Raw genomic sequence first — 24,437 nt, forward strand, 5'->3', positions numbered from 1 at the left:
GACGTCGAAAGTGACATCTCTTCTGACCTGACGAAAGGCGATCTACCTATGGGCACAGGCAAGCACAGAGCCCCCAACCCACAGCGGCAAAAGGTGGGCTCGATGGTCGCGGCAGGTGCGGTACCGCTGGTCCTCGCACTGGTCGGCACCGGCACCGCCAATGCCGAGCCTGCACAACCCAATGCGGCGGCACAGGACATGCCCGCACAGTGGCCCGCGGCCGAGCCGCCGAACGCGCTGCCGTACGAGGGCTTGAACATCCCGGACAACACCCGCAGCTCGCTGCAGTGGTCGCGGCCGCTGCCGGAGAAGAAGTACCTGGCGCCGGTCGGTGTGCTGCACGCACCCGTCCCGGTGGCCCCGGTGCCGCCGATCGCGCCGCCGCCGGGCAAGTTCCGCTTCGGCGACGTGCAGGTCGACGCGCCGGACTGGATCGACCCGGAACAGGCCATCCAGATCAACGACAACTCGGCCATGGTCGAGGCCAACCTGGCGACCTTCCTGGACTCGATCGGGATGGAACGCAGCAGGTCGGACCGGATCGCCGGGCAGACCGTCGGCACGGCCGCCATGGGCGCGATGGCGGGTGCGGCATCGGGTGCGCCGTTCGCGGCGATTTCCGGGCTCGTCGGCGGCACGCTTGGCCTGGTAGTCGGGCTGCCGTTCGTGCCGGTCGGCATTGTTGCGGGGCCAATGCTCGGCGCCTCGTTCGGCGCTGCCGTGATCACCGTCCCCGCGGCGGCGATCGGCGCGGCGGCCGGTGCGGCCGTCGGTGCGGTCAACGCGTTCAACGCCCCTTCGCGGGTCGTCGGCGACTGACCAACTCGAGTGGCTAGTGCGTGCAGTCCGAAAAAGGGTGGGAGCCCGACGACACTGTCGAGTTCCCACCCTTTCTCTATCTCCGGTTCCGGGGCCGCCACACCTCAACGTGACGGCCGCCACCGAGGCGCGGATCGGGCTCGGCGAGTCGCCATGGGCGAGTCGTTTTATTGTCAAGATCAGCGCAACACGACAGCAATTGGCGAGAGGGGTGCCATGGAAACGGGCGACTGGATGGTCGTTTTGCTGGGCGCGGTGCCTTTCTTCGGGATAGTCGGCGTGCTGGCCGCATTCCTGGTCCGCAGGTGGCGCCGACGCCCTTCTGGGCCATCCCGATCAATGGGCAGCGACGAGCAGTGAGCTCGTCCGGGTGAGCAAGGTTCCCCCTGCTGCCAGTGGCAAGCGCGTCTCGGTCAGGCCGGTCGTGTCCACCGGGCGATCGTCCGGGTAGAGCAGTTCGCTCTCCAACGCTCGCGGGGCCGCGAGCGCGTCGTCCACGGCGGTGCCCGCACCCAACTCCAGACGATGCCGCAGCAACGGGGTTGCGGCGACATCGGCGATCAAGTCCCCACGCCAGCCGCCGCTGTCCTCGCCGGAACGTCCGATTTGCACGCGTTCCCGCAGCCGCAGTCGAGCGTCCGCGGCCAGCAGGATCGAGGTGATCGTGTGATGGTGTGCGCCGCCCGCCACGATCGTCGGTTCCGGGTCGAAGTCGAGCTCTCCTCCGCTGTCGACCTGGAACCGCCAGTGCGCCCTGGACAATGGCGTCCGCACACTCGGCAACGCGAGGGTGGCCGCGACCGAACGGACCACCAGCCGCGCACCGGGACCGACCACGATGCTGATGTCGAGTTCGTCCCCGCCCAGCGGGGTCGCGGCCGTGCCGATCAGGTGCACCGCGTGCGGGCCGGTGCGGCGGGCCGACAGCCCGCCGCTCGCGTGGATCTCGGGCAGCGCGGCGGCGGTCGCGACGATCCGTAGGTCAGTGCGCAACAGCGGATTCGGCGCCGGTCCGCCGGTCCTGCTCCGCCATGGCACGCAACTGCTCGCGCACCCAGGCCAGCACCGGCGTGGCGGCCGGGTCGTCGGTGAGCGAGATCAGCGCGGTCGGGCGGCCTTCGCGCACCTTCGCCGCGTCCCGCTCCATCACCCCGAGATCCGCGCCGACCAGCGGGGCGAGATCGGTCTTGTTGACCACGAGCAGGTCCGAGAACGTCACGCCGGGACCGCCTTTGCGCGGCACCTTGTCGCCGCCCGCGACGTCGACGACGAAGATCTGCACGTCGATCAGGCCCGAGGAGAACGTCGCGGTGAGGTTGTCACCGCCGGATTCCACCAGGATCAGATCCAGTGGCGGATTCGCCGCGATCAGATCGTCGATGGCGTCCAGATTCGCGGTGATGTCGTCGCGGATGGCGGTGTGCGGGCAGCCACCGGTCTGCACCGCGGTGATCCGCTCGTCCGGCAGCACCGCGTGCCTGCGCAGGAAGTCGGCGTCCTCGGTGGTGTAGATGTCGTTGGTCAGCACGGCGAGCGAAAGTTCGTCGCGCAGTTGCCGGCACAGCGCGGCGACCAGCGCGGTTTTGCCGGAACCGACCGGCCCGCCGATGCCGATGCGCAGCGCTTCACCCGGTGTGCGCTCGCGTTTCGGCCGATCGTGGGTGTGGTCGTGCGGTTCACCGTCGATCAGGTGCGGGGGCATGGTGGCGCTCTCCTTCTTTCGGGGACTCAGCTGGCGAACAGGGGCATATCGCGGCGCAGATGGCGCTGGGCGAGGACGTCTTGCAACGGGTCGGACAGGCAGGCCAGACCGTCGGCCGCCTCGGCCGCGGTGCGGTCGCAGAGGTCGGCGAGGCGGACGGTGCATCCGGCGATGGCGGCCGGGTCCAGCGCGAGCAGCCGTTGGGCGGCGGTGGCGGCGCCGGTCAGGGTGGTGTAGACGACCACGCCCGCGATCTCCTGCGGCGTCACCGCACAGGCGGCGCCGACCATGCCGAAGACCGTCGACAGGTGCGGCCGGGTGCCCAGCGGCGACCAATCATCGTGTGGCCACAGCTGTTTGGCCAGTCGCAGCAGGCCACGGCCCTGCGCCCGCGACGCCGTCCGCGCGGCGGGCGCCGGTGTCCGCGCGTCCGCCTCGGCCTCGGCCAGCGCCGGTTCCAGCGCGCCCGCGCACACCGCGGCGGCCAGCGAGGCCGCGACCAGTCCCGAGGTCCGGATCCGGCGGCGCAGGTACAGCTCGACCGTCGCGACATCGCGCACCAGACCGGACGCCACCGCCTCCTCCACCCCACCGGAGTGCACGTGCCCGCCGATCGGCAACCGCGAATCCGCCAGCGCGAACAGCGTCGCCAGACTCGTCGGACCGATTTCACCCACCGAGGAATCCTAAGCCCCGGCGTGTCGCGGGCGTGTCTGGGTGGCGCCGCCGCCCGTCGGTCAGCGAGCGGGACATGAAGAGGGCAAACATCGAGTAGCGCCTCCAGCATGTCCCGGCCGGCACACCGCGACAGCGAACGGGACATGACGGCGGCGAACGTTGAGTGGCGGCTTCGTCATGTCCTGCGCGGCGGCGCGGTCAGCGGCGGAAGGCGCGTTCGAAGAAGCGCTGGACCTGGTTGCGGGTGAGGTCGGTCCAGGCTTGGACGGGGGCCGACCACCATGGTGCGATTTCGCGGGGCTTGGCGGTCACCGCGTGGCAGACCAGATCCGAGGCTTCGTCGACGGTGAGGCCGGGGACGCGACTGAAGTCGGTGGGCGCGCTCATTCTGGTGTGCACCAGCGGCATGTAGATGGAGGTGGTGGTGACACCGTCGCCGGAGACCTCCGCGGCGACGCTGCGTAGCCAGACGTCGAAGGCCGACTTCGACGCGCCGTAGGCAGCCCACTGCGGGGCGGGCGGCATGAGCACACCCCAGGTCGAGATGTTGACGATGTGGCCCTGTTTGCGTTCGCGCATATCCGGCAGCAGGGTGAGCAACAGGCGCACGGGGCCGAGATAGTTGATGTCGATGGTGCGGGTGAAATCGTGGAAGCGGTCGTAGGACTTGCTGATCGAACGGCGAATCGACTTGCCCGCGTTGTTGATCACCACATCGAGGTGGCCGTGCTCCGCCAGGAGTTGCCGACCGAGCCGTTCGACGGCGTCCATGTCGGTGAGGTCGGTGGGATAGACGTGCGCGGTGCCACCGTCGGCCTCGATCTCGACGGCGACCTGGTGCAGGTCTTCGGCGGAGCGGGCGACGAGCAGCACGATCGCACCCGCCGCGCCGAGCTTGCGGGCGCTGGCCTTGCCGATGCCGTGCGATGCGCCGGTGACCAGGACGACCTTGCCGTCCACGGCCTCGCGCAGCGTCTTTTCGCGCGGACGTGAGGTCGGATACAGCAGTCGGGTCGCCACTCGTTCGGCGATCGGCCGCCCATTGCTCTGCGCCGGAGGTTGGTTCACCCTTCCGACTTTATTAGCAGAGTGCCAATTTGACTCGTGGTATTCCGGGCGCGTGATCACCGACGGCCTCGCGAAGGGGCCGCCGGTGATCAGGGCGCGCCTAGTGACCGGCGCCCGGGTTCACCTGAATGTGCCGAGGCGAGGCGAATCGCGCGATCATCGCCATCGCGATCAGCACTGTGGCACCGACCGCGGTCGCGATATGCATGCCCGAGACGAAGGATTCGCGCGCCGACTCGATCACCGCCGCGTTCCCGTCGGCCTGCTGGATGGTCTCCCCCAGCGTCGACGCGTAGTCGCCGCCGGACCGGAAGACCAGTGCGGCAAGCGATCCCAGCAATGCAAGGCCGAGCGCGTTGCCGAGCTCGAAGCTGGTCTCCGAGATACCGACCGCCGAACCGGCGCGCTCCGGCGGCACCGAGGACACCGCGACATCCGACACCAGCGTGAAGGCCAGGCCGTAACCGACTCCGGCGATGGTGGACCCGACCAGGTACCACCAGAGCCCACTGTGCACGCCCACCCCGAACAACATGAGATTGCCGACGGCCGAAGCGGTCAACGCGAAGACAAAGGTGTTGCGCGCCCCGAAGCGGTGACCGACTCGCGCGCCGCTCATCGAGAAGATGAACACCGCGACCGCCATCGGAATGCCGAGCACCGCCGCGGCGAGCGGATCGCGTCCGGTGACCGACTGCAAGTAGATGCTGGTCAGGTAGCTCAGCGCCGCCAGCGACATCATGCCGACGAGGCTGGACCCGATGGCCACCGAGAATCCGGCGCGGGTGAACAGCCGCAGATCGAGCAGCGGCTCGGCGAGCTGGCGCTGCCTGCGCACGAAGACGGTCAGCAGCACCACACCGATCAGCGCGATGATGATCGACTCGGCGTCGATCCCTTCGGCCGCGGCGTGTTTGATCCCGTACACCAGCGGCAGGATGCCGCCGATGGACAGCGCGACGCTCGGCAGATCCAGCGGTCCGTGCACGCCGGCCCGGTGCTCGGGCAGCACGAACGGACCGAAGGCGAGCAGGATCAGCAGCACCGGGATGTTGATGAGAAACACCGAGCCCCACCAGAAGTGGTGCAGCAGGACGCCACCGATGATCGGGCCGACCGCCGAGCCGCCGGCGAAGAACGCGGTCCACACGCCGATGGCGGCGGCCCGTTCGCGGGCGTCGGGGAACAGGGTGGAGATCAACGCGAGGCTGGACGGCAACAGGGTCGCACCGCCGACGCCCATCAGCGCACGCGCGATGATGAGCACCGCGGGGCTCGGCGCGAAGGCGGCGACAATCGACGCGATGCCGAAGATCGCGGCGCCGGCGAGCAGGATGTTGCGCCGACCGATCCGGTCACCGAGGTTGCCCATGGTGATCAGCAGGCCGGCGATCAGGAAACCGTAGATGTCGAGGATCCACAGCTGCTGCGCGGCCGACGGATCGAGGTCGAGGGTGAGCGTCGGCATCGCCAGGAACAGCACCGAGATGTCCATCGACACCAGCAGCACCGGGAGCAGCAGCACCGCAAGGCCGAGCCAGGCACGGCGCGAGCCGACAGCGGGCGCCGCCGGTGTGGCCCGCGTGGCCTCAACGTCTGTCATCCTGAAATTTCCTCTCCATCTCGCGTACGCCGTACGCACAACTGGAGTACAGTGTACGCAAGCTCCCCCGGAAGTGAAAGTGAGTCATGGGATGACTGAGCTCAAGCTCAACCGAGCCGCCATCATCGACACCGCGATAGCGCTTGCCGACGAGGAGGGTCTCGATGCGTTGTCGATGCGGCGGATCGCGGACAAGATGGGCGTCGGCGCGATGTCGCTGTACCGGCACGTCGCGAACAAGGACGAACTGCTCGCCGCGATGACCGACGAGGTGGCGCGGCGCAATCCCTACCCGTCGGCGGAGGGTCAGCACTGGACCTGGCGCGACCGGGTCCGCATCGCCGCCGAGATCGATTGGGCGCTCTACCAGCAACATCCGTGGGTGCTCCTCACCTTCGCCACGCCGCGCTACAGCTTCGGCCCGCAGAGTCTGGCCTGCCTCGCCTGGATGGTCGAGGGGTTTTCCGAGCTGAATGTCTCCACGCGCGAGGCGACGACCATGGCGTTCACCGTGTGGAACCACATCTCCGGCGCGACGCTGCCGCACATCAGCGCCGCGTTGATGGCACGCAAGGGGATGAACCCGGAGGGTGACAACGGACTGCGCACGATGCTGAAAGGAAGATCACAATTCCCGGTGCCGCCCGCGCTCGCCGATCTGGAAGGCAGCGGGATCAACGACCTGTCGCAGGAAGACCTGCTCTACGCGGGCTTGGCCGCGCTCTGCGACGGGTTCGAGGCCAGGGCGCAGCAGAAGGCCGACTTGACCTGAACCTAAGTTGATGTCGCACGGTGGTTGGCGTCCACACCACGAAGAGGAGCTACCGTGCACGCGATTCGCCTTCATGCCTTCGGCCCGGCCGAAAACCTGCGCTACGAAACCCTGCCCGACCCGACGCCGGGGCCGGGCCAGGTGCGAATCACCGTGGCGGCCTCCGGCGTTCACCTCATCGACACCGCGCTCCGCAAGGGACTGCCAGGGCCGTACCCGGTTCCCGAGCTGCCCACCGTGCCGGGTCGTGAGGTCGCCGGAACCATCGACGCGGTCGGTGCCGACGTCGATTCCGACTGGGTCGGCAAGCAGGTGGTGGCCCATCTCGGCATGGCGCCGGGCGGCTATGCCGAGCTGGCCGTGACCGAAGTTGCTCGGCTGCACGAGATTCCGGCGAATCTCGAACCGGCCGAAGCGGTGGCGATGATCGGCACCGGCCGCACCACCATGGGCATCTTGCAGTTCACCGAGCTCGGCCCGGACAGCGTCGCGATCGTGACGGCCGCGGCGGGCGGAATCGGCACGCTACTGGTGCAATTCGCGAAGAACGCGGGCGCGACCGTGATCGGGCTCGCCGGTGGCCCCGCGAAAGTCGCACTCGTGCAACGCAATGGCGCCGACCTGGCCGTCGACTACCTACTCCCGGACTGGCCCGATCAGGTCCGCGAATTCCTCGGCGACCGCGCCGCCACTGTCCTGTTCGACTCGGTAGGCGGCGAAACAGCCCGCGCCACCCTCGATCTACTAGGAAAGGGCGCACAGCACCTGGTCTTCGGCGCATCCGGCCAGAGTCCGAAAGACGCGGCCGCCCTGACCTTCTCCGCTGAGGAGCTGGCCGACCGCGGCATCACCTCAGAATTCGTCCTCGGCCCACCCATGCTCCAGCGCGCGGGCGGCGACATCCGCGTCCTCGAAAGCCGCTCGCTCGCCGAGGCCGCCGCCGGTCGGCTCCGCCCCGCGGTACAACGCTTCCCGCTGGCCGAAGCCGCCACCGCCCACCGGGCCCTGGAGACCCGCGCCACCATCGGCAAGGTCGTCCTGATTCCGGAATGAGATTGAGTCAGTCGGTCGGGTCGCCGTTCACTACCGCGTAGGCGAAGCCGTCCCAACCCTTGTTGCCGACGGTCTGCAGGACGGTGGCGTCCAGGGTGGGTTCGGCGGCGAGCAGTTCGAGCACTGCCCGGCTGGCGGTGATGGCCGGATCGTCGGAAGTCGCGTCGGCGAGACCACCGTTGCGGACGATATTGTCGACGATGATCACCGAGCCCGGACGGGTGAGGCGCAGCGCCCACTGGACGTAGTTCGGGTTGTTGACCTTGTCGGCGTCGATGAACACCAAGTCGAACGGGTCGGGGCTTTCCCCGGCCAGCACCGGCAGTGTGTCGAGGGCCGCGCCGACCCGGATCTCGACGCGATCGCCCACCCCCGCGCTGTCGAGGTTGCCGCGCGCGACCTCGGCATGCTTCGGCTCGAATTCGAGGGTGACCACCTGCCCCTTCTCGCCCACCGCCCGAGCCAGCCAGATCGTGCTGTATCCGCCGAGAGTGCCGATTTCCAACACCCGCCGCACCCGTGCGGTCCGCGCGAGCAGATAGAGGAACTTCCCTTGCGGCGGTGAAACATCGATCGCGGGCAACTCCGCCGCGGCGTTCGCCGCCAGCGCTGCCGCCGTCTCCTCGTCCTGCACCAGCGTGTCCACGATGTAGCGGTCCACGTCGGCCCATTCAGCTGTTGTCATACCAGGAAGTCTGCCACCGTGACGCGCCCCACCGGGCTTGCACGATCGGTAGCCTCCGTCACAATCAGGAGCCGCCCGACAGTCCGTCCTGGGCGGCGGGTGGCAGAGCGCCTGCGATCAGCGCGTCGGCGACGATCCGGGCAACCACGGGGGCGAGCTTCGGTATGCGATCAGGATCCTCGCCGAGCACGATCGGCCAGGTGAACAGCGGCCCCAGAAGCAGCGCGTGCACAACCGGGGAGTCCGGGCGCTCCGGCAGTTCGCCACGAGTCACGGCGCGATCCAGCAGGGTGGCGATGACGGAGCGTTCGACGGCGAGGTAGGTCGCGGCGAAGCGGGCACCGAGCGCCGCGTCGGCACGGACGTCGGCGAGCAGCCCGGTCATCACGTCGGCGGCGGACCGGCCGATCTGGTCGCCGATCCGTGCGGCGAGCGCGGTGAGGTCACCCCGCAACGATCCGGTGTCCGCGGGCGGTTCTTCGCGGAGATCGTGGACCAGCACCGCGAACGTCATCTCCTCTTTGGTCGCGTACCGCCGATAGATGGCCGCCTTGCTCACTCCGGCGCGGGCGGCGACGGCGTCGACGGTGAGCGACGCGTAGCCGTGCTCGGACAGCAGCGCCCGGACTGCCTCGGCGAGCGCGTGATCCACCCGACTCTCGCGGGGACGTCCTCCGGCTTGTTTGACGGTCGACATGCTGGCAGCATACGAGACCATCAGTATCGGAACTAACCGTCTCGTATCTAGACGGAGCACGGAGCAACTCATGATCACCTGGTCCGGCCGCATCCTCGCCTTCCTCGGCGCCCTCCACCTCGCTGTCGGGACACTGTTGAGCTCGCGCTACATCGGCGAGTGGCTGTCGTTCCAGCTGTGGTTCGACGGCACCGATGTCACCGAACTGCGCCCGGCCGTCGGCGCATTCTGGTTGGGCCCGGGCAGTTTCGGTCTGCCGCTGCTACTCATCGGCCTGCTGGTCGAATGGATGGACCGGCGCGACATCGTGCCGCCCGCCTTCTTGGCCTTGGCGTTGCTCGCCTGGATCGGCGTGGGTGCCGTGATCCTCGAACCGGCCCCGTGGCTGGTGGCGGGGGTCGCCGCCGTCCTGCTCCTGGTCGGCACTCGACGGTCCGCCGCCGCTCCGGGGGCCGTCAGTGTCCCGCGGGCTGGTTAGCGCGATGCGGCGGGATCTCGGACGGGCAGCGGCCAGCGGTAGAGCACGACAGGTCCGTCCGGCCGGGGCAGGAAGCCGCGCACTCCGTTCCAGCGACGGCCCGCACTCAGCGCCGAACGAGCTTCGACCCCATAGTTTTCCGCGTAGCGGGGCGCGGGGTGCAGGCGGTGCGCCTCGGCGAGCCAGCCGCCGGCCTGGCGGTGCACCTCGGCGCGGGTCAGCGGTGGGTCGGCGCCGAGCAGGGTGCCGCCGTGTTCAGGGGCGACGACCATGGCGGAGCCGAGGTGGCGCAGGCAGCGGGCGGTGCCGAGGTCGTCGGCCAATGTGCGGTAGCCGGTGAGCGCCTGTTGCCAGCAGCGCAGCGCGCGACGCGGCTCGCCGCGCGCCCACCAGACGATGCCCATGGTCTCGTGGATGTGCGCGCGACCGTCCGGGTCCCGACCGGTGCGGGTCAACGATTCGGCCAGTTCCAGGCGGTCCTGCGCGGCATCCAGCCTGCCCTGGTGGATATGCACGACGGCGAGATTGATCAGCGCGCACACCTCGCCCGCCACGTCCTCGCGGGGCAGCAACCACCATGCCGCCGCCAACCGGGCCGCCACCGCGGGCAGATCGGTGGGCGATGCGGCCAGCAGACGCAGCGCCGCACGGTGTTCCCAGCGGGCGGCCAGACTGGTGGACAGATTGCGGGGCCGATAGCGCTGCGGCCGGTCACCCAACCGTTCCGCCCGCATCCATGCCAGATCCCGATGCAGCACAAGGTTTTCCAGTCCGTGCACGCCGCACAGCTCGGCGGCCAGGCCGGACTCGTTCTCCCCCATTCCGATTCGGGCGTACCACCCGTCCAGCGCATCACCGATCCGCACCAGATCCGGCACCATAGTGACCGGGATGTCCGCGCCGAGCGCCGCGCAGCCCGCGACGAGTTCGCGCAGATACGGCTCCTCGGCCTCGAACCAGAGCCGCGCGCCCGCGGCGAAGCGCACCGATTCCAGCGCGAGCGCCCAGCGGGTGGCACGGTCGGCGTAGTAGTGCACCAGCGCGGTCGACGCCGCCCGCCATTCGGGCTTCGCGATCACCTCCGCGCGACGCGGCAACCTGGGCACCCGGCGCAGGCAATAGCGTTGCCCGCCAACCAAAGTCACAATCCCCCGGTGCCGCAAGTCGGCGAGCAGCACGGCCGCGGTGGATTGCGGCGGAACCTGCTCCAGCGGCAGCCGGGCCGGCGCGTCGAGCGCGGCGGTCAAGACGGCGAGCAGCGCGGCCGTTTCGAATTCGCGTACCGGCAGATCCCGCAACACCGCGCAGATCATCTCGTCATTCAGTCGATCATCACTGCTCGGCGCCAGGGGACACGGGTTCGCCGCCGGGGCGAGCACCTGGGGGCCCGGCTCGACGAGGTCGGCGATCAGCTCGAGTTCCCTTGCGGTCCGGACCCTTTCGCGATACCGGAGGATGAACCGGTACCCGACATACATCGCCGCCACCGCGACGACGAGCACCGAAAGCCAGCGCAACGTCTCCGCCAGCACCTCGACCGCGGTGCTCTCGCCGAACGAGTTCACCACCAGGTTGCGCGCCAGCTCGAACAGCAGCGCGTAGGCCACCACCGACGCCGTGCCCAGAAACCCTTGCCAGATGGACGATCTCGGCGTTCCTGGCTGCGTCGAAGCCGCGCCGTCGCGCGGCTCCTCGGGATGGCTCATCGCAAAGCTCCACCGGTCAGTCCGGGTACCAGCCACCGCCGCCAGGTCGCCAGTAGCAACGCCACCGGAAGGATCGCCGACATCAGCGACCCGGCCGCCAATTGCGCCGAGTTCTCGCTGAATTGGCGTGCCTCGCCCCACAGCAGCAGCGACCACGGGGTCGCGCCCGCCCCGCTGATCAGCAGCCCGATCACGAAATCGTTCCACACCTGGATGAATTCGAGCACCGCCACCGCGCCGAGCGCCGGGCCCGCCGAGGTCAGCACGCGCCGCGCGATCGTTCCGGGACCGGCCAGCCCGTGCAATGCGTCGGCGGCCGAACTGCCCGGCGCGGCAAGCAGGGCACCGCGTAGCACCAGGATCGCGATCGGCAGTCCGGCCGCCGCGTGCAGCAGGATCAACGGGATTCGGGTGCCGGACAACCCATAAGTGTCGATGAAGGTGTTCACCGGACCCAGGTAGCTCTGCACCGGCAGCACCGAAAGCACCACCAGCGAGACCACCGCGATGCTCGCGGCAGGCCGGTTCGGTCGGAGTGCCGCGAGCCGATACGCCACCGGCACCGCCGCGGCCACCACGACGATGGTGGTCAGACCCGCTACCCACGCGGAGGTCTCCAGCGACCGCAGCAATGCCGGATCCCGCCACACGCGGGCGATCGCGCCGAAACCGAAGCCGTCCCGGTCTTGCAGGCAGGCCAGAACCAGCACGCCGATCGGGACCAGCGCCAACGCCGACACCGCTGAAACCCCCAGCGCCCGACGGAATCCGAACCGTTGCCTCGGCTCGATCTCGACTGGTTCGGCGGGTGCGGACCAACTGGTCCGGTGTCTGCGCACATCGGTCTGCAGCAGCCACGCCACGAACCCGACCAGCACCGCGAGTGGCAACCCGTACGCCGCCGCCTCGCCCGCGTCGACCTCGGAGTCGACGGCCAACCGCCACCAGTGCACGGTCGCACTGTCGATCTGGTACTGCATCGAACCCGGCACGCCGATCAACACCACGTCGAAAATCCTGGCGGCGGCCACACCGACGGCCAGCCCGACGATCAGCACCACCGGGCGCAGTAACTCGTAGAGCCGCAATGCCAATGGGCGGCCGTCGTCATGATGCAGGTGGCCGGTGCGGACCGGATCGGTCTCGATGGCGCGGATGCCCGCCCGGAACAGCCCGGTGACGAAGCCGAACCAGGTCCACAGGAACGCCGAACCCAGCATGACCGCGAACCACACTCGGTAACCGCCGACGCTGTCGATGCCGAGCCGGTCCCCGAGGTATTGGAAGATCAGCCGGAAGGCGACGCCGGACACCACCGCCGAGATCCCGAACGGCACGATCAGCGGCCGCCACAGCCACCGCGAGTCCCGCCCCCACCAGGCGATCCCCAGCGCGGCCAGCAACAGCACCATCCCGACCAGCACCCAGACCAGCGTGCGCAGATACGCCCAACTCCCGTCCCGGCCGAGCGCGGCACCGAGCAGCCACAGACCAGCGACGACAACGCCAAGCAGCGGCGGCCACAGCAGCAGCCGAATCCCTCCGTACCGACGGTGCCGGACAAGTTGCGTCACACCGACGGCACCGAAGGCGACCAACACGCACGAAGCCACCACCAACGGCCGCGCCCGCACCGCGATCAGCACCGTCCACACCACCGGCACGACCACCAGCGACACCGTCAGCACGGTGGCGGGCAGCCCGGCGGCCCAGCCGATCCACCGGCGCGGGTGACTGCCCGCGATCAGTGGCCCGCGCATGCGGCGGGTGGCGAGTTCGAGCTCCAGCCCGTGGGCCCGATAAGCGGGCGGTCCCGTCATCGCCGCCGCCGATCCACCGCGTCGAGGGCGGCGATCGCGTGGTCGGTCGCGTCGTCCAGCCGTTCGGTCGCCCCGTCCCCGATGGTGGTGAGGAAGTCGGTCAGTATGCGCCACAGCCCATTTCGACCACCGACCGCACCGATTCGATCGGACAGATCGAACGCGCTGTGCTCCCACAGCGTGTCCGCCGACGGTGCGAGCAGTTCCGAATACCGCGCGTTCGTCCGCAGATTCGGGGCGATGAAGCCGCCGTAGTCTTCGATCCACGGCAGCGGCGCCGCCGGGGTGGCAAGTGCCGCAACCAATTCCATGGCGCGATCGGTCGCCGACTCGGTCACCACCATTACGTCACCGCCGACAATGCGCGGCGGAACTTTCTGCTGATCGACTGCCGGGAACCCGGCGACACCGACGACGTCCTGCGTGCGCCGTCCGGACCGGCGCACGGCGGCGCGCACGATCGGCTCGGCGAAGTCCGGCTCGACGACCATCACCGCCCGCCGGTGCTCGAATACCTCGCGCACCGCGTCCGGGAACTGGCGGGTCAGCGCGGCGGCGACGCCACCGGGAAACGCGTGCCGACGTCCCCACAGCGCACCGAGGTGACCGAAGGCGGCCCGCACGGCCGCGTCATCCCAGGCCCGATCGTCGCGTGCGGCCGCCACCTCGCCGTAGAACGGGGGTGACTGGGCGAGCAGCGCGTTCTCGAACACGTCGGTCAATACCCAGCCGTCCGCCGCGCCCAAGGCGAGCAGCCTGACCGGGGTTTCGGCGAGCACTTCCATGCTTTTCACCCAGTCGGCGATGGTCCACCGGCCCGGGTCACCGAGGCCGTACCGCTCGACGAGTTGCCGGTCGTACCAGACCAGCGACTTGTCCGCCGCCTTGAACGGCACTCCGTACGGTTTTTCGTTGTGCCACAACAATTGCCGCCAGACATCCGGATAGCGCCAGCCGAGCTCGTCTTTCCACAGTGTCTCGGCGACCGGCCGCAGCTTGCGCTGTTCGGCAAGCTCGCGCACCCGGCCCGCCCGCGGCAGCATCACGATATCGGGTGCCGAACGGCCACCCGCGGTGAACGCGGTCTCGATCTCGTCGCCCAGCGGAACGACATCCACCCGCCGGTTGTCGTAGCCGAGGCGAGCGAGCACCGCGCGGAACGCCGCCAGTTCGGATCCGCTCCAGGACACGCCGATTCGGACCACACCGGGGTTGCCGAGCAGCAGATCCGGGGCACAGGCGGCGGCAAGCGGCCCCACCAGGGCCACTTGCAGCAGTTCCCGCCTGGTTCGCATATCCCCCCGTGCCGCCACGCCTACTTCGAGTGACCGCTTACTTCGAGAAGTTCTCCGGCGGCTGCCACGGCCGTCCGTGCGGGTCGTCGGGGCGGTAGGGCGGTTGTTGTTGCTGCGGAGGTTGCTGCTGCTCCGGTGCCTCCTCCTGCGGCGGCGGGAAAGCCTTCTCCTGCGCGGGTAACACCGACTGATGCGGCGACGACTGGCGTGGCAAGGTGGGCGGTGGGGTCATCAAGCCTTCCACCGGCGTGCGGGCGGTCGCTTCGGCGTCGCGGACCGCACGTTCGATGGCGGGGTCAGGAGCGGTATCGAACCAGTCCGCCACGTCGGAGTCGTCCTCCACCTTGGCCGGTTCGCTGTCGGCGGCGGGCGGTTCGTAGCGGAAGACACCGTCCTCGCCCTTGCTGCCGAAGCTGGTGGCGAAGCCCTCCAGGGCCTTACCGAAATCGCTCGGCACCAGCCACACTTTGTTGGCGTCACCGCGGGCGACCATCGGCAACGTCTGCATGTATTGGTAGGCAAGCAGTTCCGGCGTCGGCTTGCCGTTCTTGATTGCGGCGAAGACCTTTTCGATGGCCTTGGCCTGGCCCTGCGCCTGCAGATACGAGGCGGCCCGCTCACCTTGGGCGCGCAGGATACGGCTCTGCCGCTCACCTTCGGCCTCCAAAATCGCCGATTGCTTGGCGCCCTCGGCGGACAGCACCTGCGCCTGCTTGGCACCTTCGGCCATCTTGATCTGCGATTCGCGAGTGCCCTCCGCGGTGAGGATCATCGCGCGCTTCTCGCGATCGGCCTTCATCTGCTTTTCCATCGACTCCTGGATCGACGCGGGCGGATCGATGCTCTTCAGCTCGACCCGCGCCACCCGCAGACCCCAGCGGCCGGTCGCCTCGTCCAGCGTGCCGCGCAGTTGGCTGTTGATCTGGTCACGCGAGGTCAGCGTCTGTTCCAGGGTCATGCCGCCGACCACGTTGCGCAGCGTGGTAACGGTGAGCTGCTCGACCGCGGCGATGTAGTTGCTGATCTCGTAGACCGCCGCCTGCGGGCTGGTGACCTGGAAATACACCACGGTGTCGATGTTCAGCGTCAGGTTGTCCTCGGTGATCACCGGCTGCGGCGGGAAGGACACTACCCGCTCGCGCAGATCCACCTTGGCGCGGATGCGGTCGGCGAACGGGACGAGGAATGTCAGCTGACCGGAGACGGTGCGCGAATACCGCCCGAGCCGCTCGATCACCGCCGCCTCCGCCTGCGGTACCAGCGCGATCGACTTGAAGACCACCACCACGACCAGCAGCACGAGCACAGCGGCAACGATCAGTACAGTCATTACGGCCCCTTCCAAACGACGGCGGTCGCGCCTTCGATCCTCATCACATACACCTTCGTTCCCGGTTCATACACCTCGGAGTCGTCCATCGGCCGCGCGGTCCAGACCTCGCCATCCAGCTTCACCTGGCCGGAGTGCTCGGCGACCTGCTCGAGCACCAACGCGGACTTACCCTGCAAGGCATCCACGTTCGTCGGGATCGGCGGCGGAGTTCCGAAGCGGCGCCGCAGCAGCGGGCGCACACCGAGAAACAACACCAGCGTCAGCACCCCGAAAACAATCGCGTCCAGCACGATCGAGGTACCCGCGACGGCACTGATGCCCGCGGTACCGAGCGCGGCGGCACCGAGCATCAGCAGTGTGAGGTCCCCGGTGAGCATCTCCGCCGCCGCGAGCAAGATGCCCGCGACCAGCCAAACTATTGCGGCCACGCCGACCACTCTAGTGTGCGGTTCATGATCGCGGGCCGCACTGACGCGACTGTAGATCTCGGGTGAATCACGAATCCGCCCGCGGCGACTCGGCCGCGCCGCTGTACCGAAATCGCCAGCGGCGGTGCTAGCTTCAGGCGGGTGAACGGGCATGACAGCTATGGCGGCGACATCTTCACCGGACACTCCCGGGCGAAAAAGCGGGCGGTACCGCGCGTGACGGCCGAACGCGACCTCGTGGTCGAGGACGCGGCCAGCGGATTCTGCGGCGCCGTCGTGGGTTTCGATCGCAGTTACGACGGCGAGTTCGTGAAACTGGAGGACGCGCGCGGGGCGGTGCGACTGTTCGCGCTGCGCGAGGCCGCGTTCCTCATCGACGGCGAACCGGTGACGCTGATCCGGCCGACGGCCGCCACCCCGAAGAAGGAAACTCGTTCCGCGTCCGGCTCGACCCGGGTCGACGGTCTACGCGCCCGGGTCGCGCGGACCAGCCGGATCTGGGTGGAGGGCGTGCACGATGCCGCACTGGTCGAGCGGGTCTGGGGGCACGACCTTCGGGTCGAGGGCGTGGTCGTCGAACATCTGGCGGGCTTGGACAATCTGGCCGAGCGGCTCGCCGATTTCGCGCCGGGGCCCGGCCGTCGCGTCGGCGTGCTGGTCGACCATCTGGTCACCGGATCCAAGGAGACGCAGCTCACCACCGGGCTCGGCCCGAATGTCCTGGTCACCGGTCATCCGTTCATCGACGTCTGGCAGGCGGTGCGCCCGGCGGCCGTCGGAATCTCCGCCTGGCCGCAGGTACCGCGCGGCGAGGACTGGAAGACCGGCGTTTGCGACCGGCTGGGCTGGGGCACCCCGCAGGACGGCTGGCGGCGGGTGTACGGCGCGGTCGAATCCTTCCGCGACTTGGAGGCGCCGCTCATCGGGGCGGTCGAACGCCTCATCGACTTCGTGACCGAACCGCGATAGCAGGTCCGTGCGCCGGACTCGCGCCGCTGCTCAGCAATGCCGTTCGCGGGAATGCCCGCGAATAACCGTCACCCTTTATGCTCGATAATTATGTGCTCTCCTAGTGCCACGCTGACGGTGTGGGCCGGCTCATGGCTGGCCGGCTGTAGCGCGCCCGACGACGTATTGGAGGCGCTGCACGCGTGGGCGCCCACGCACACCATCGCCGCCGGTGATCCGGTGACCGGTGGCCGCACCGACCTGCCGTGGTCGTCCCGCGGCAACCTGCCGGGCACCGGAATGATGGCGCTGCTCAAGGTGATTCGGGAAACCATGGCGCAGCCCGGCGCGCAGCTGCGGCTGGTGCTTCCGGTGCCGGGCGACGTGCGCGGCCTGCCCACCGGTACCGCCTTCGCGGCCGACGCGATCGAGGCGGAAGAGGGTCTGCTCATCGGCGTGCCCGGCACGGACGGCACCGGCCTGATTCCGCAGTGGACCGACGACGACACGCTCCAGTGGGCCGTGTACAGCACCCCGATTCCCCAGGCGCCGGGCCAGGACATGTCGCTCGGCGAGGCCGAATACGCGATGCGCGAAGCGGTCCGGGATGCCGCCGACGCGCTGATGCGGCTGCACACGACGTCGGTCGGTTCGGCCGACTCGGACCCGAGGGAACTCATCGAAGCCGAGCTGGCCGACTACTCGCGGCACGACTATCCGGACTCGATCCCGTTGCGCGCCAGGCGAATTCTCGATACCGCCGACCATGTCGCCGCCATCCTCACGGTGGCGCAACGGGAACCGGCTTCCTCCCCCACCTCGGCCAGTGCGATCGGCGCCCAGGAATCGCTGCTGCGTCCGCTCTGGGACGCGATCCGCGCCGCTCGGCTGGTGGCGATCCACGCGGCGGCCCGAAGCACTTCCTGAATACCCCGAGCACCGACCAATTCGACAGCGGCGCTCCACTTCTCGTCGACGTCGAATTGGTCGGCCGCACCTCGTGGGGCAAAGACGCTGCCCGCCCCAACTTTCCGGGTGTTCATACCAAGCTGTCCGCCGTCATGTTCTGATCGACGGACAGCGGTACGTCAGCCCTCCGTGTTCAGTGCTGCGCAGGCGGCTGGTACTGCTGCTGCGGGTACTGCTGCTGCACCGGATGCGGCTGCTGCGGCGTATATGGCTGCTGGTATTGCTGTTGCGGCGCATATGACTGCTGCTGGGCGGGATACGCCTGGTGCTGTCCGGGATACGGCTGCTGGCCGGGATAGGACTGCTGCGGCGAATACGGTTGCTGCTGCGCCGGATACGCCTGTTGCTGTCCCTGGTACGGCTGCTGTCCGGCATAAGGTTGCGGCGGCAGATACGGCTGTTGCCCGTTGTGCTGCTGCGGAAATTGCGTCTGTCCCTGCGGGTTGGCGTTTCGCTTCTTGCGGGCCGAGGCCCAGATGAGAACCGCGATTCCGACCACGACCAGCCCGATACAGATCAACCCGACTATCCACCCGCCGCCTTTTCCCCGCCCCTTGCTACCTCGGCGCCTGGCTTCGTTGGACTCCAGCGCGGCCGTCCAGACCGTATTGTCGGACCAGAGCTGTGGATCCAGCAGTCCGGTGGTTGTCAGCATGTCGGTATACGTCATCGAATCTCATCTTTCACCCCGCTTCGGCTTTCTCCGAAGGCGAATGAGATGTTAGCGCAACCCGATTCACGTCACTTTTCGGCGGCGACCCGCCGCGGCGGCGCACAGCAACCGACGGCGCACGGCGTGCCGTTGAGCGTGCAGCCATAGCCCGGGACCTCGCCGAGGCGGCGCGGTTCGAGGTCGGCGAGGTGCTCGGTGATGAGTTCGACGACCAACCGGGCGAAGCGAGGATCGGTGCCGGGGGTGGCGGCGCGGGCGAATGCCATGCCGAGTTCGGCGGCTTTTTCCGTCGCTTCGTTGTCCAGATCCCAGATCACCTCGAGGTGGTCGGAGACGAAGCCGACGGGACAGATGACGACGGCCTCGACATTCTTGGCGGCGAGGTCGTCGAGGTGGTCGACGATGTCGGGCTCGAGCCAGGGCACCTGCGGTGGGCCGGAACGAGACTGCCAAACGACGTCGTAATCGGTGAAACCGGTTGCCGCGGCGGCCAATCGGGCGGCCTCGGCGACCTGACGGCTGTACAGGTGCCCGCCGTCGGCGGGCGGGCCCGCGCTGGTGTCGGCGGAGAGCGGGATGGAGTGTGCGGTGAAGACGAGGCGGGCGTCGTCGCGACGGTCGGCCGGAAGTGCTTGCCGGGCGGCCCGAATGGCGTCGGCGAAGGCCTCGATCAACAGGGGGTGGTCGAAGTACTGGCGCAGCTTCACCAGGTCCGGTGCGCCGTCGCCGAAAGCGGAACGGGCCCTTGCGATGTCCTCGTGGTACTGCAGGCACCCGGAGTAGCCGCCCCACGCCGAGGTGGGGAACACCAGGGCGGAGTGGACACCGTCGGCGGCCATCCGCGCGACGGTATCCTCCACCATCGGATCCCAATTCCGGTTACCGAAGTACACCGGCAGATCGATTCCGGCACCGGCCAATTCGGCCTCGACCGCCGCGATGATGTCCCGGTTGAGCGCGTTGATCGGCGAGACGCCGCCGAAGTGCAGGTAGTGCTCGGCGACCGCCTCGAGGCGTTCGCGCGGCACTCCCCGACCCCGAGTGACGTTCTCCAGGAATGGCATCACGTCCTCGGGGCGTTCCGGACCGCCGAAGGACAGCAGCAGAAGTGCGTCGGCAGCCCGAACCACAGTGCCCTCCTCGCGTCAGTTGATCGACATGCCCTCGGGGAACCAGGTGTTGTGGCTCGCCCCGCCGTCGACGTAGATGATCGACGCCGTCGTACCGGGCAGCCAATCCGACAGCAGTGCGACGATCGACTTGGCGACCACCGTCGGGTCGTCGACATCCCAGCCGATCGGCGACGCGCCGTCCCAGTACTCGTTGAGCTGGTTGAGCTTGGCGGCGTCGTCGGTCGCGGTGCCCGCGATGGCCTTGGCGGCCAGCGTCTTGATCGGGCCCGCGGCGATCAGGTTCGAGCGAATCTTCTTGGCGGCGCCCACTTCTCGCGCCACGTATCGGTTGACCGACTCGAGCGCGGCCTTGGCCACACCCATCCAGTTGTAGTACGGCATCGCGGTGCGCGGGTCGAAGTCCATGCCGACGATCGAGCCACGCTCGTTCATCACCGGCAGCACGGCGCGGGCCAGCGACGCGTAGCTCCAGGCGGAAATCTCGAACGCCTTGGCCGCGTCGGGGCCGGGACCGTCGAGGAACGGACGCGCCTCCGGACCCATCAGCGTGCGCGGCGCGAACGCGATCGAGTGCAGCACGCCGTCGACGCCCTCTGGCGCCAGTTCGCGCACCTTGTCGGCGAGCTCACCGAGGTTTTCCTCGTTGGTGACGTCGAGCGGGATGGCCGGGGGGACCTCTTGCGGCAGCCGCTTGGCGATCCGGTCGATCAGCCGCAGCCGCTCCGGAATGCCGGTGATGATCACCTTCGCGCCCTGCTCCTGCGCGACAGCGGCCGCGTGGAACGCGATCGACGAGTCGGTGATGATGCCGGTGACCAGAATGGTCTTGCCTTCGAGCAGTCCGCCCATAGGTTTTCGGTTCTCCTGAATTCGAGGGTGTCGGAAGGAGGTTACTAGTGGCCCATGCCGAGGCCGCCGTCGACCGGGATGACGGCGCCGGAGATGTAGCCCGCGTCGTCGGAGGCCAGGAAGCTGATCGCCGCGGCGACCTCCTCCGGCTGGCCCATCCGCTTCGCCGGAATGCCGTACTTCAGCACCAGCTCGCGCATTTCCTCGGTGACCTCTTCGCGCGTCATGTCGGTTTCGATGAAGCCGGGCGCGACGACATTGGCGGTGATGTTGCGGGAACCGATCTCCATGGTGATCGAACGCGCCATACCGACCAGGCCCGCCTTGGAGGCGGCGTAGTTGACCTGCCCGGGTCCGCCCTTGAGGCCGACCACCGAGCCGAGGAAGATGATGCGGCCGAATTTCGCGCGCAGCATCGACCGGTTGGCCCGCTTGGCACAGCGGAAAGCGCCGGTGAGATTGGCGTCGATGACTCGGGTGAACTGCTCTTCACTCATCCGCATGAGCAGCGTGTTGTCGACGATGCCCGCGTTGGCGACGAGCACCTCGACCGCACCTTGCTTCTCCTCGACCTCGGCGAACGCGCGGTCCACCGACTCCGAGTCCGTCACATCGCATTTCACGCCGAGCATGCCGTCCGGCGCGCCCGAACCGCGATGCGTGACGGCCACTTTGTGACCGTCGGCGACTAAGCGTTGTGCGACTGCGAGACCGATGCCACGGTTACCGCCGGTCACCAGGACGGACCGGGATGTGATGTTCGACATGGGCATCAACCTACCTGGTCCGATCCGTCGGTCACGACCGGCCCGGCCCCCGCGCCCGCTACCGTTTGCGGCTGCCGCGGGCACTCAGCTTGCGGATCGGCCCGATGAGCGCCCGGTAGAAGGGCCGCACCAACCGGCCGGGTAGATAGCGGTGCCGTTCCTCCTGCCAGACCCGCGCCCTGCGGTGCGCCGCGAGCGGCGACCAGCGCTCCGGATCCGGCGGTTCGGCGGTATGGAATTCGATGCGGCACAGGTGCTTCGTGCTGACGAAGCCGTACTGGCCGGGGCTGACCAGCCGCACCGGAGCGCCGTGGTCGCTGTCGAGCGGTCGCCCGTCGAGCCGGTCTGCGATCAGCACATCCTCGGCGCGGGCGTCCTCGAGCAACACGATCGACCGGTGGCCGTCGAGACCTTCGAAGACGACATGGCTGATCGACGCACCCGTCGCGAGCAATGGCTCGACCCGCGTGCGGTAGACGGTCTCGAACGCGACTCCTTCCCACAGCAGGTCGGTTGCCGACCATCCGGCGACACAGTGGAAGTCGGCTCGGAGCTCTCGCCGCGGCAGCTCTGCGAGCTCGGTCAAGGACAGGGTGACGCCCTCGGTCATGGCGCCGCCGAGCTCGATCACCGGGTCGGCGGGGACAGGCGGAGGTGGGTGGTGGAGATGGGTGCCGAACCGGGGGAATCCGTCGACGGCGCGTTGGCCAGGGGGAAGTGTCACGTGCGCTCCTTCTTCGAGCCGCAGTGCGGAGCGTCGAGCATCAGCGGCCCCGCAGGACCCGCGGACCCGATGTCTCCGTACGGCGGGACGCATCGTCAGCAGCTAGGACACCACTGTAGGACGGTGGCGGTGCAGCCCAGTGTGGCAACAGATACAGTCGGACAATTCTCACATTTCTCCGCCGTGCCACACATCGGATCAGCCGACACCGAACCGGCCGGCGCGGCAACCGCCCGCCGTTCGGTCATGCCGAAACGGCGGGCGCGCAACCTCTTTCGGGCTACGGGATCCGCTGGCGGTAGAGCAGGCCGGTGATGACGCCCGCGGCGGTCAGCAGCAATCCGAGCAGCAACCACGGGCGGCTGGCGTCGCCTCTGGTCAGCTCATAACCGATCTGCTGCTGCAACGTGTCGTATACCTTCGTCAACTCCTGCAGTGACGAGGCGGTATAGAACTCCCCGCCGGACAGTCGCGCGATTTCCTGCATCGCTTCGTCGTCGACTTCCACCTTCACCTGATCGCGACCGCCGTCTTCGCGCGGAATCTCGACGACACCCCATTTGGTGCCGAAGGAAATCGTCGATATCGGAATGTTCTTGTTCTTGGCGAGTCGAGCGGCGACGTACTCGTGCCGTGGGTTGTCCATGTCGTCGAAGGCCGGGACGGTCTGCTTTCCGTCCGACATCAGCACGATTCGGGCGGGCGGCGGGTCTTGGGCGCCGCCGAGTACCGAGGCGAGCGTGTCGATCGCCTGGAGCGCGGTGATGATGCCCTCGCCCGTTGCGGTGCGCTCGGCGAGCTTCGCGTTGTCGATGGCCGCCTTGACCGATTCATGGTTCGTTGTCGGCGTCACCATCACCGAGGCGGTGCCCGCGAAGGTGACGAACCCGATGTTGAGGCCGACCGGAAGACCGTCGACGAACTCCTTACCGGCCTTCTTCGCGACCTCGATCCGACTCGGCGGCACGTCGGTCGCCTCCATCGAGAGCGACACGTCCATCACCAACATCACGGTGGCGCGGTTGCGCGGCACCTTCTTGACCGCCGTCGGCCCCGCCGCCGCAACGGTCAGGAACACCAGGCCGACCAGCATGAGCGCGATGGGCACGTGCCGGAACTGACTCGGCCGCGCCGGAGCGACCTTCTCCAGCAGCTCCATATTGCTGAACCGCAGCATGTGCTTGTGCCTGCTGCGCTGCACCAGAATGTAGCCGAGCGCGATCAGGGCGATGATGGCAAGAAAGCCGAGCCAGATCTGCGCGGTGAAATGCGAAATACTCACTGGCGTGGCACCCGCCCGGTCGGGGCGCCGAAGCTGTGGCGCCGAGTGGACACGAACCGGACCACATCGGCGATCCAGTCCCGATCGGTTCGCAGGGTGAGCACCGGCGCGCCGCAACTACGCAAAGCCTGTTCGACCTGTTCCCGGTGCCGCTGCGCGGCGGCCGCGAAATCGGCGCGCAGCGTGGGGGTCACGCTGAATTCGCGGGTGCGCCCGGTCTCCGGATCGTGCAGCACGACATCGCCGACGTCGGGCAGCGACAGATCACGCGGGTCGAGCACCTCCACCGCGAGCAGGTCGTGCCGCGCCGAGATGGCGCGCAGCGAACGCTGCCAGTCGATGTCACCCAGGAAGTCGCTGACGATCACCGCGAGTCCGCGCTTGCGCTGCGGGCGGCGCAGCGACTCGATGCCGCCGCGTAGATCGCCGCGCACACCGTCGCGGGCATGCGGCGTGGTCGCGATGCTGCGCAACAGCGACTGCGCGTGCACCCGCCCACTGCGCGCGGGTATCCGAACCAGCTGTTCGCCGGTCGCGACGACCGCGCCGATCCGGTTGCCGCCACCGCTGGTGAGATGGGTGATGGCGGCCGCGGCGGCGATCGCGAGATCACGCTTCTGGCAGTACGCGGTGCCGAAGTCGAGGCTCGCCGACAGGTCGACGACCATCCAGGTTTCCAGCTCCCGATCGGCGATCATCTGCCGCACGTGCGGGTGGGTGGTGCGGGCGGTGACCGACCAATCCATCTGCCGCACATCGTCACCCGGCTGATAGGTGCGCGCCTCCCCCGGCTCGGAGCCGGGGCCGGGGATCAAACCGAGGTGGTCACCGTGCAGCACGCCGTCGAGCCGGCGACGCACGGTGAGCTCGAGCGTTTTCAGCGCCGCGGTCAGCCGCGGGTCGGTCAGCTCGCCCGCCTGGAACGACGGCGGAGCGTGGGAAGACCTGGCCACTC

General features: G+C 68.6%; 26 protein-coding genes. 7 read left to right on the top strand and 19 right to left on the bottom strand.

The window, feature by feature from the left end:
- Nucleotides 1-102 precede the first annotated feature (102 nt).
- Entirely contained in the window at nucleotides 103-819 is a 717-nt protein-coding gene (locus KV110_RS26710) for a hypothetical protein (RefSeq protein ID WP_218470005.1), read from the top strand.
- Between the two features lie 336 nt (nucleotides 820-1,155).
- Here KV110_RS26710 and KV110_RS26715 read toward each other — a convergent pair whose 3' ends face one another.
- The 5 genes from KV110_RS26715 to KV110_RS26735 all read right to left on the bottom strand — a co-directional run bounded on the left by KV110_RS26715 (nucleotide 1,156) and on the right by KV110_RS26735 (nucleotide 5,870).
- Nucleotides 1,156-1,812, bottom strand: coding sequence for an urease accessory protein UreD (locus tag KV110_RS26715; protein WP_218470006.1), 657 nt, complete (start codon nucleotides 1,810-1,812; stop codon nucleotides 1,156-1,158).
- Nucleotides 1,802-2,521 carry an urease accessory protein UreG gene (gene ureG, locus KV110_RS26720; protein WP_218470007.1) on the bottom strand — a complete coding sequence of 240 codons (720 nt, stop codon included), beginning with the start codon at nucleotides 2,519-2,521 and terminating at the stop codon, nucleotides 1,802-1,804. The genes KV110_RS26715 and ureG overlap by 11 nt, the downstream gene beginning before the upstream one ends.
- Before the next feature lie 26 nt (nucleotides 2,522-2,547).
- Nucleotides 2,548-3,198 carry an urease accessory protein UreF gene (locus tag KV110_RS26725; protein ID WP_218470008.1) on the bottom strand — a complete coding sequence of 217 codons (651 nt, stop codon included), beginning with the start codon at nucleotides 3,196-3,198 and terminating at the stop codon, nucleotides 2,548-2,550.
- A 199-nt stretch (nucleotides 3,199-3,397) separates the two neighbouring features.
- On the bottom strand, nucleotides 3,398-4,267 hold the full coding sequence (locus KV110_RS26730; RefSeq protein ID WP_246633997.1) for an SDR family NAD(P)-dependent oxidoreductase: 870 nt from the start codon (nucleotides 4,265-4,267) through the stop codon (nucleotides 3,398-3,400).
- A gap of 100 nt (nucleotides 4,268-4,367) precedes the next feature.
- Complete coding sequence (locus tag KV110_RS26735) at nucleotides 4,368-5,870, bottom strand: MFS transporter (RefSeq protein ID WP_218470009.1); 1,503 nt, start codon at nucleotides 5,868-5,870, stop codon at nucleotides 4,368-4,370.
- 91 nt (nucleotides 5,871-5,961) lie between these two features.
- Between KV110_RS26735 and KV110_RS26740 the strand changes: the two genes are divergently transcribed.
- On the top strand, nucleotides 5,962-6,642 hold the full coding sequence (locus KV110_RS26740) for a TetR/AcrR family transcriptional regulator (protein ID WP_218470010.1): 681 nt from the start codon (nucleotides 5,962-5,964) through the stop codon (nucleotides 6,640-6,642).
- 54 nt (nucleotides 6,643-6,696) lie between these two features.
- Nucleotides 6,697-7,695 carry a zinc-binding dehydrogenase gene (locus tag KV110_RS26745; protein ID WP_218470011.1) on the top strand — a complete coding sequence of 333 codons (999 nt, stop codon included), beginning with the start codon at nucleotides 6,697-6,699 and terminating at the stop codon, nucleotides 7,693-7,695.
- Between the two features lie 7 nt (nucleotides 7,696-7,702).
- Here KV110_RS26745 and KV110_RS26750 read toward each other — a convergent pair whose 3' ends face one another.
- Entirely contained in the window at nucleotides 7,703-8,380 is a 678-nt protein-coding gene (locus KV110_RS26750) for an O-methyltransferase (protein ID WP_218470012.1), read from the bottom strand.
- Nucleotides 8,381-8,444: 64 nt separating this feature from the next.
- On the bottom strand, nucleotides 8,445-9,077 hold the full coding sequence (locus KV110_RS26755) for a TetR/AcrR family transcriptional regulator (protein ID WP_218470013.1): 633 nt from the start codon (nucleotides 9,075-9,077) through the stop codon (nucleotides 8,445-8,447).
- Between the two features lie 70 nt (nucleotides 9,078-9,147).
- On the opposite strand from KV110_RS26755, the gene KV110_RS26760 reads away from it, so the two are divergent.
- On the top strand, nucleotides 9,148-9,555 hold the full coding sequence (locus KV110_RS26760; RefSeq protein ID WP_218470014.1) for a DUF6463 family protein: 408 nt from the start codon (nucleotides 9,148-9,150) through the stop codon (nucleotides 9,553-9,555).
- Here KV110_RS26760 and KV110_RS26765 read toward each other — a convergent pair.
- Genes KV110_RS26765 through KV110_RS26785 form a run of 5 tightly spaced genes read right to left on the bottom strand, consistent with a single transcriptional unit; the run spans nucleotide 9,552 to nucleotide 16,137 of the window.
- Nucleotides 9,552-11,261, bottom strand: coding sequence for a tetratricopeptide repeat protein (locus KV110_RS26765; RefSeq protein WP_218470015.1), 1,710 nt, complete (start codon nucleotides 11,259-11,261; stop codon nucleotides 9,552-9,554). The genes KV110_RS26760 and KV110_RS26765 overlap by 4 nt on opposite strands.
- Complete coding sequence (locus KV110_RS26770) at nucleotides 11,258-13,081, bottom strand: hypothetical protein (RefSeq protein ID WP_218470016.1); 1,824 nt, start codon at nucleotides 13,079-13,081, stop codon at nucleotides 11,258-11,260. The genes KV110_RS26765 and KV110_RS26770 overlap by 4 nt, the downstream gene beginning before the upstream one ends.
- Nucleotides 13,078-14,376, bottom strand: a complete 1,299-nt coding sequence (locus KV110_RS26775; RefSeq protein ID WP_246633998.1) for an ABC transporter substrate-binding protein — start codon at nucleotides 14,374-14,376, stop codon at nucleotides 13,078-13,080. Before KV110_RS26775 ends, KV110_RS26770 begins: the two co-directional genes overlap by 4 nt.
- Nucleotides 14,377-14,413: 37 nt before the next feature.
- Entirely contained in the window at nucleotides 14,414-15,706 is a 1,293-nt protein-coding gene (locus tag KV110_RS26780) for an SPFH domain-containing protein (protein ID WP_218470017.1), read from the bottom strand.
- Complete coding sequence (locus KV110_RS26785; protein ID WP_218470018.1) at nucleotides 15,706-16,137, bottom strand: NfeD family protein; 432 nt, start codon at nucleotides 16,135-16,137, stop codon at nucleotides 15,706-15,708. Before KV110_RS26785 ends, KV110_RS26780 begins: the two co-directional genes overlap by 1 nt.
- 141 nt (nucleotides 16,138-16,278) lie before the next feature.
- On the opposite strand from KV110_RS26785, the gene KV110_RS26790 reads away from it, so the two are divergent.
- The 3 genes from KV110_RS26790 (at nucleotide 16,279) to KV110_RS41865 (ending at nucleotide 18,155) form a co-directional block, all read left to right on the top strand.
- A complete protein-coding gene (locus KV110_RS26790; protein WP_218470019.1) occupies nucleotides 16,279-17,106 on the top strand; it encodes a DUF3097 domain-containing protein in 828 nt (275 codons plus the stop codon).
- Between the two features lie 90 nt (nucleotides 17,107-17,196).
- Entirely contained in the window at nucleotides 17,197-18,012 is an 816-nt protein-coding gene (locus KV110_RS26795) for a hypothetical protein (protein ID WP_218470020.1), read from the top strand.
- Nucleotides 18,009-18,155, top strand: coding sequence for a trypsin-like serine protease (locus KV110_RS41865; protein ID WP_281427829.1), 147 nt, complete (start codon nucleotides 18,009-18,011; stop codon nucleotides 18,153-18,155). Before KV110_RS26795 ends, KV110_RS41865 begins: the two co-directional genes overlap by 4 nt.
- Nucleotides 18,156-18,187: 32 nt before the next feature.
- On the opposite strand, the gene KV110_RS26805 is transcribed toward KV110_RS41865, so the two are convergent.
- The 7 genes from KV110_RS26805 to KV110_RS26835 form a co-directional block, all read right to left on the bottom strand.
- The gene (locus KV110_RS26805) at nucleotides 18,188-18,724 is read right to left on the bottom strand and encodes a hypothetical protein (protein ID WP_218470021.1); all 537 of its coding nucleotides are present in this window, start codon (nucleotides 18,722-18,724) and stop codon (nucleotides 18,188-18,190) included.
- A 71-nt stretch (nucleotides 18,725-18,795) separates the two neighbouring features.
- A complete protein-coding gene (locus KV110_RS26810; RefSeq protein WP_218470022.1) occupies nucleotides 18,796-19,857 on the bottom strand; it encodes a ferrochelatase in 1,062 nt (353 codons plus the stop codon).
- Nucleotides 19,858-19,872: 15 nt separating this feature from the next.
- The gene (gene inhA, locus KV110_RS26815) at nucleotides 19,873-20,709 is read right to left on the bottom strand and encodes an NADH-dependent enoyl-ACP reductase InhA (protein ID WP_218470023.1); all 837 of its coding nucleotides are present in this window, start codon (nucleotides 20,707-20,709) and stop codon (nucleotides 19,873-19,875) included.
- A gap of 44 nt (nucleotides 20,710-20,753) precedes the next feature.
- A complete protein-coding gene (fabG1, locus tag KV110_RS26820) occupies nucleotides 20,754-21,476 on the bottom strand; it encodes a 3-oxoacyl-ACP reductase FabG1 (protein ID WP_218470024.1) in 723 nt (240 codons plus the stop codon).
- Nucleotides 21,477-21,534: 58 nt separating this feature from the next.
- Complete coding sequence (locus tag KV110_RS26825; RefSeq protein WP_246633999.1) at nucleotides 21,535-22,200, bottom strand: molybdopterin-dependent oxidoreductase; 666 nt, start codon at nucleotides 22,198-22,200, stop codon at nucleotides 21,535-21,537.
- A 280-nt stretch (nucleotides 22,201-22,480) separates the two neighbouring features.
- Nucleotides 22,481-23,482, bottom strand: a complete 1,002-nt coding sequence (locus tag KV110_RS26830; protein WP_218470026.1) for a VWA domain-containing protein — start codon at nucleotides 23,480-23,482, stop codon at nucleotides 22,481-22,483.
- Nucleotides 23,479-24,435, bottom strand: a complete 957-nt coding sequence (locus tag KV110_RS26835; protein WP_218470027.1) for a DUF58 domain-containing protein — start codon at nucleotides 24,433-24,435, stop codon at nucleotides 23,479-23,481. Before KV110_RS26835 ends, KV110_RS26830 begins: the two co-directional genes overlap by 4 nt.
- Nucleotides 24,436-24,437 lie beyond the last annotated feature (2 nt).

The sequence above is a fragment of the Nocardia iowensis genome (assembly GCF_019222765.1).
Taxonomy (GTDB): domain Bacteria; phylum Actinomycetota; class Actinomycetes; order Mycobacteriales; family Mycobacteriaceae; genus Nocardia; species Nocardia iowensis.

Coding starts and splice junctions, on each gene's coding strand:
- KV110_RS26740 (WP_218470010.1), top strand. CDS start 5,962: ATGACTGAGCTCAAGCTCAACCGAGCCGCCATCATCGACACCGCGATA.
- KV110_RS26770 (WP_218470016.1), bottom strand. CDS start 13,081: ATGACGGGACCGCCCGCTTATCGGGCCCACGGGCTGGAGCTCGAACTC.
- KV110_RS26750 (WP_218470012.1), bottom strand. CDS start 8,380: ATGACAACAGCTGAATGGGCCGACGTGGACCGCTACATCGTGGACACG.
- KV110_RS26765 (WP_218470015.1), bottom strand. CDS start 11,261: ATGAGCCATCCCGAGGAGCCGCGCGACGGCGCGGCTTCGACGCAGCCA.
- KV110_RS26795 (WP_218470020.1), top strand. CDS start 17,197: ATGTGCTCTCCTAGTGCCACGCTGACGGTGTGGGCCGGCTCATGGCTG.
- KV110_RS26760 (WP_218470014.1), top strand. CDS start 9,148: ATGATCACCTGGTCCGGCCGCATCCTCGCCTTCCTCGGCGCCCTCCAC.
- KV110_RS26710 (WP_218470005.1), top strand. CDS start 103: ATGGTCGCGGCAGGTGCGGTACCGCTGGTCCTCGCACTGGTCGGCACC.
- fabG1 (WP_218470024.1), bottom strand. CDS start 21,476: ATGTCGAACATCACATCCCGGTCCGTCCTGGTGACCGGCGGTAACCGT.
- KV110_RS26755 (WP_218470013.1), bottom strand. CDS start 9,077: ATGTCGACCGTCAAACAAGCCGGAGGACGTCCCCGCGAGAGTCGGGTG.
- KV110_RS26780 (WP_218470017.1), bottom strand. CDS start 15,706: ATGACTGTACTGATCGTTGCCGCTGTGCTCGTGCTGCTGGTCGTGGTG.
- KV110_RS26735 (WP_218470009.1), bottom strand. CDS start 5,870: ATGACAGACGTTGAGGCCACGCGGGCCACACCGGCGGCGCCCGCTGTC.
- inhA (WP_218470023.1), bottom strand. CDS start 20,709: ATGGGCGGACTGCTCGAAGGCAAGACCATTCTGGTCACCGGCATCATC.
- KV110_RS26805 (WP_218470021.1), bottom strand. CDS start 18,724: ATGACGTATACCGACATGCTGACAACCACCGGACTGCTGGATCCACAG.
- ureG (WP_218470007.1), bottom strand. CDS start 2,521: ATGCCCCCGCACCTGATCGACGGTGAACCGCACGACCACACCCACGAT.
- KV110_RS26775 (WP_246633998.1), bottom strand. CDS start 14,376: ATGCGAACCAGGCGGGAACTGCTGCAAGTGGCCCTGGTGGGGCCGCTT.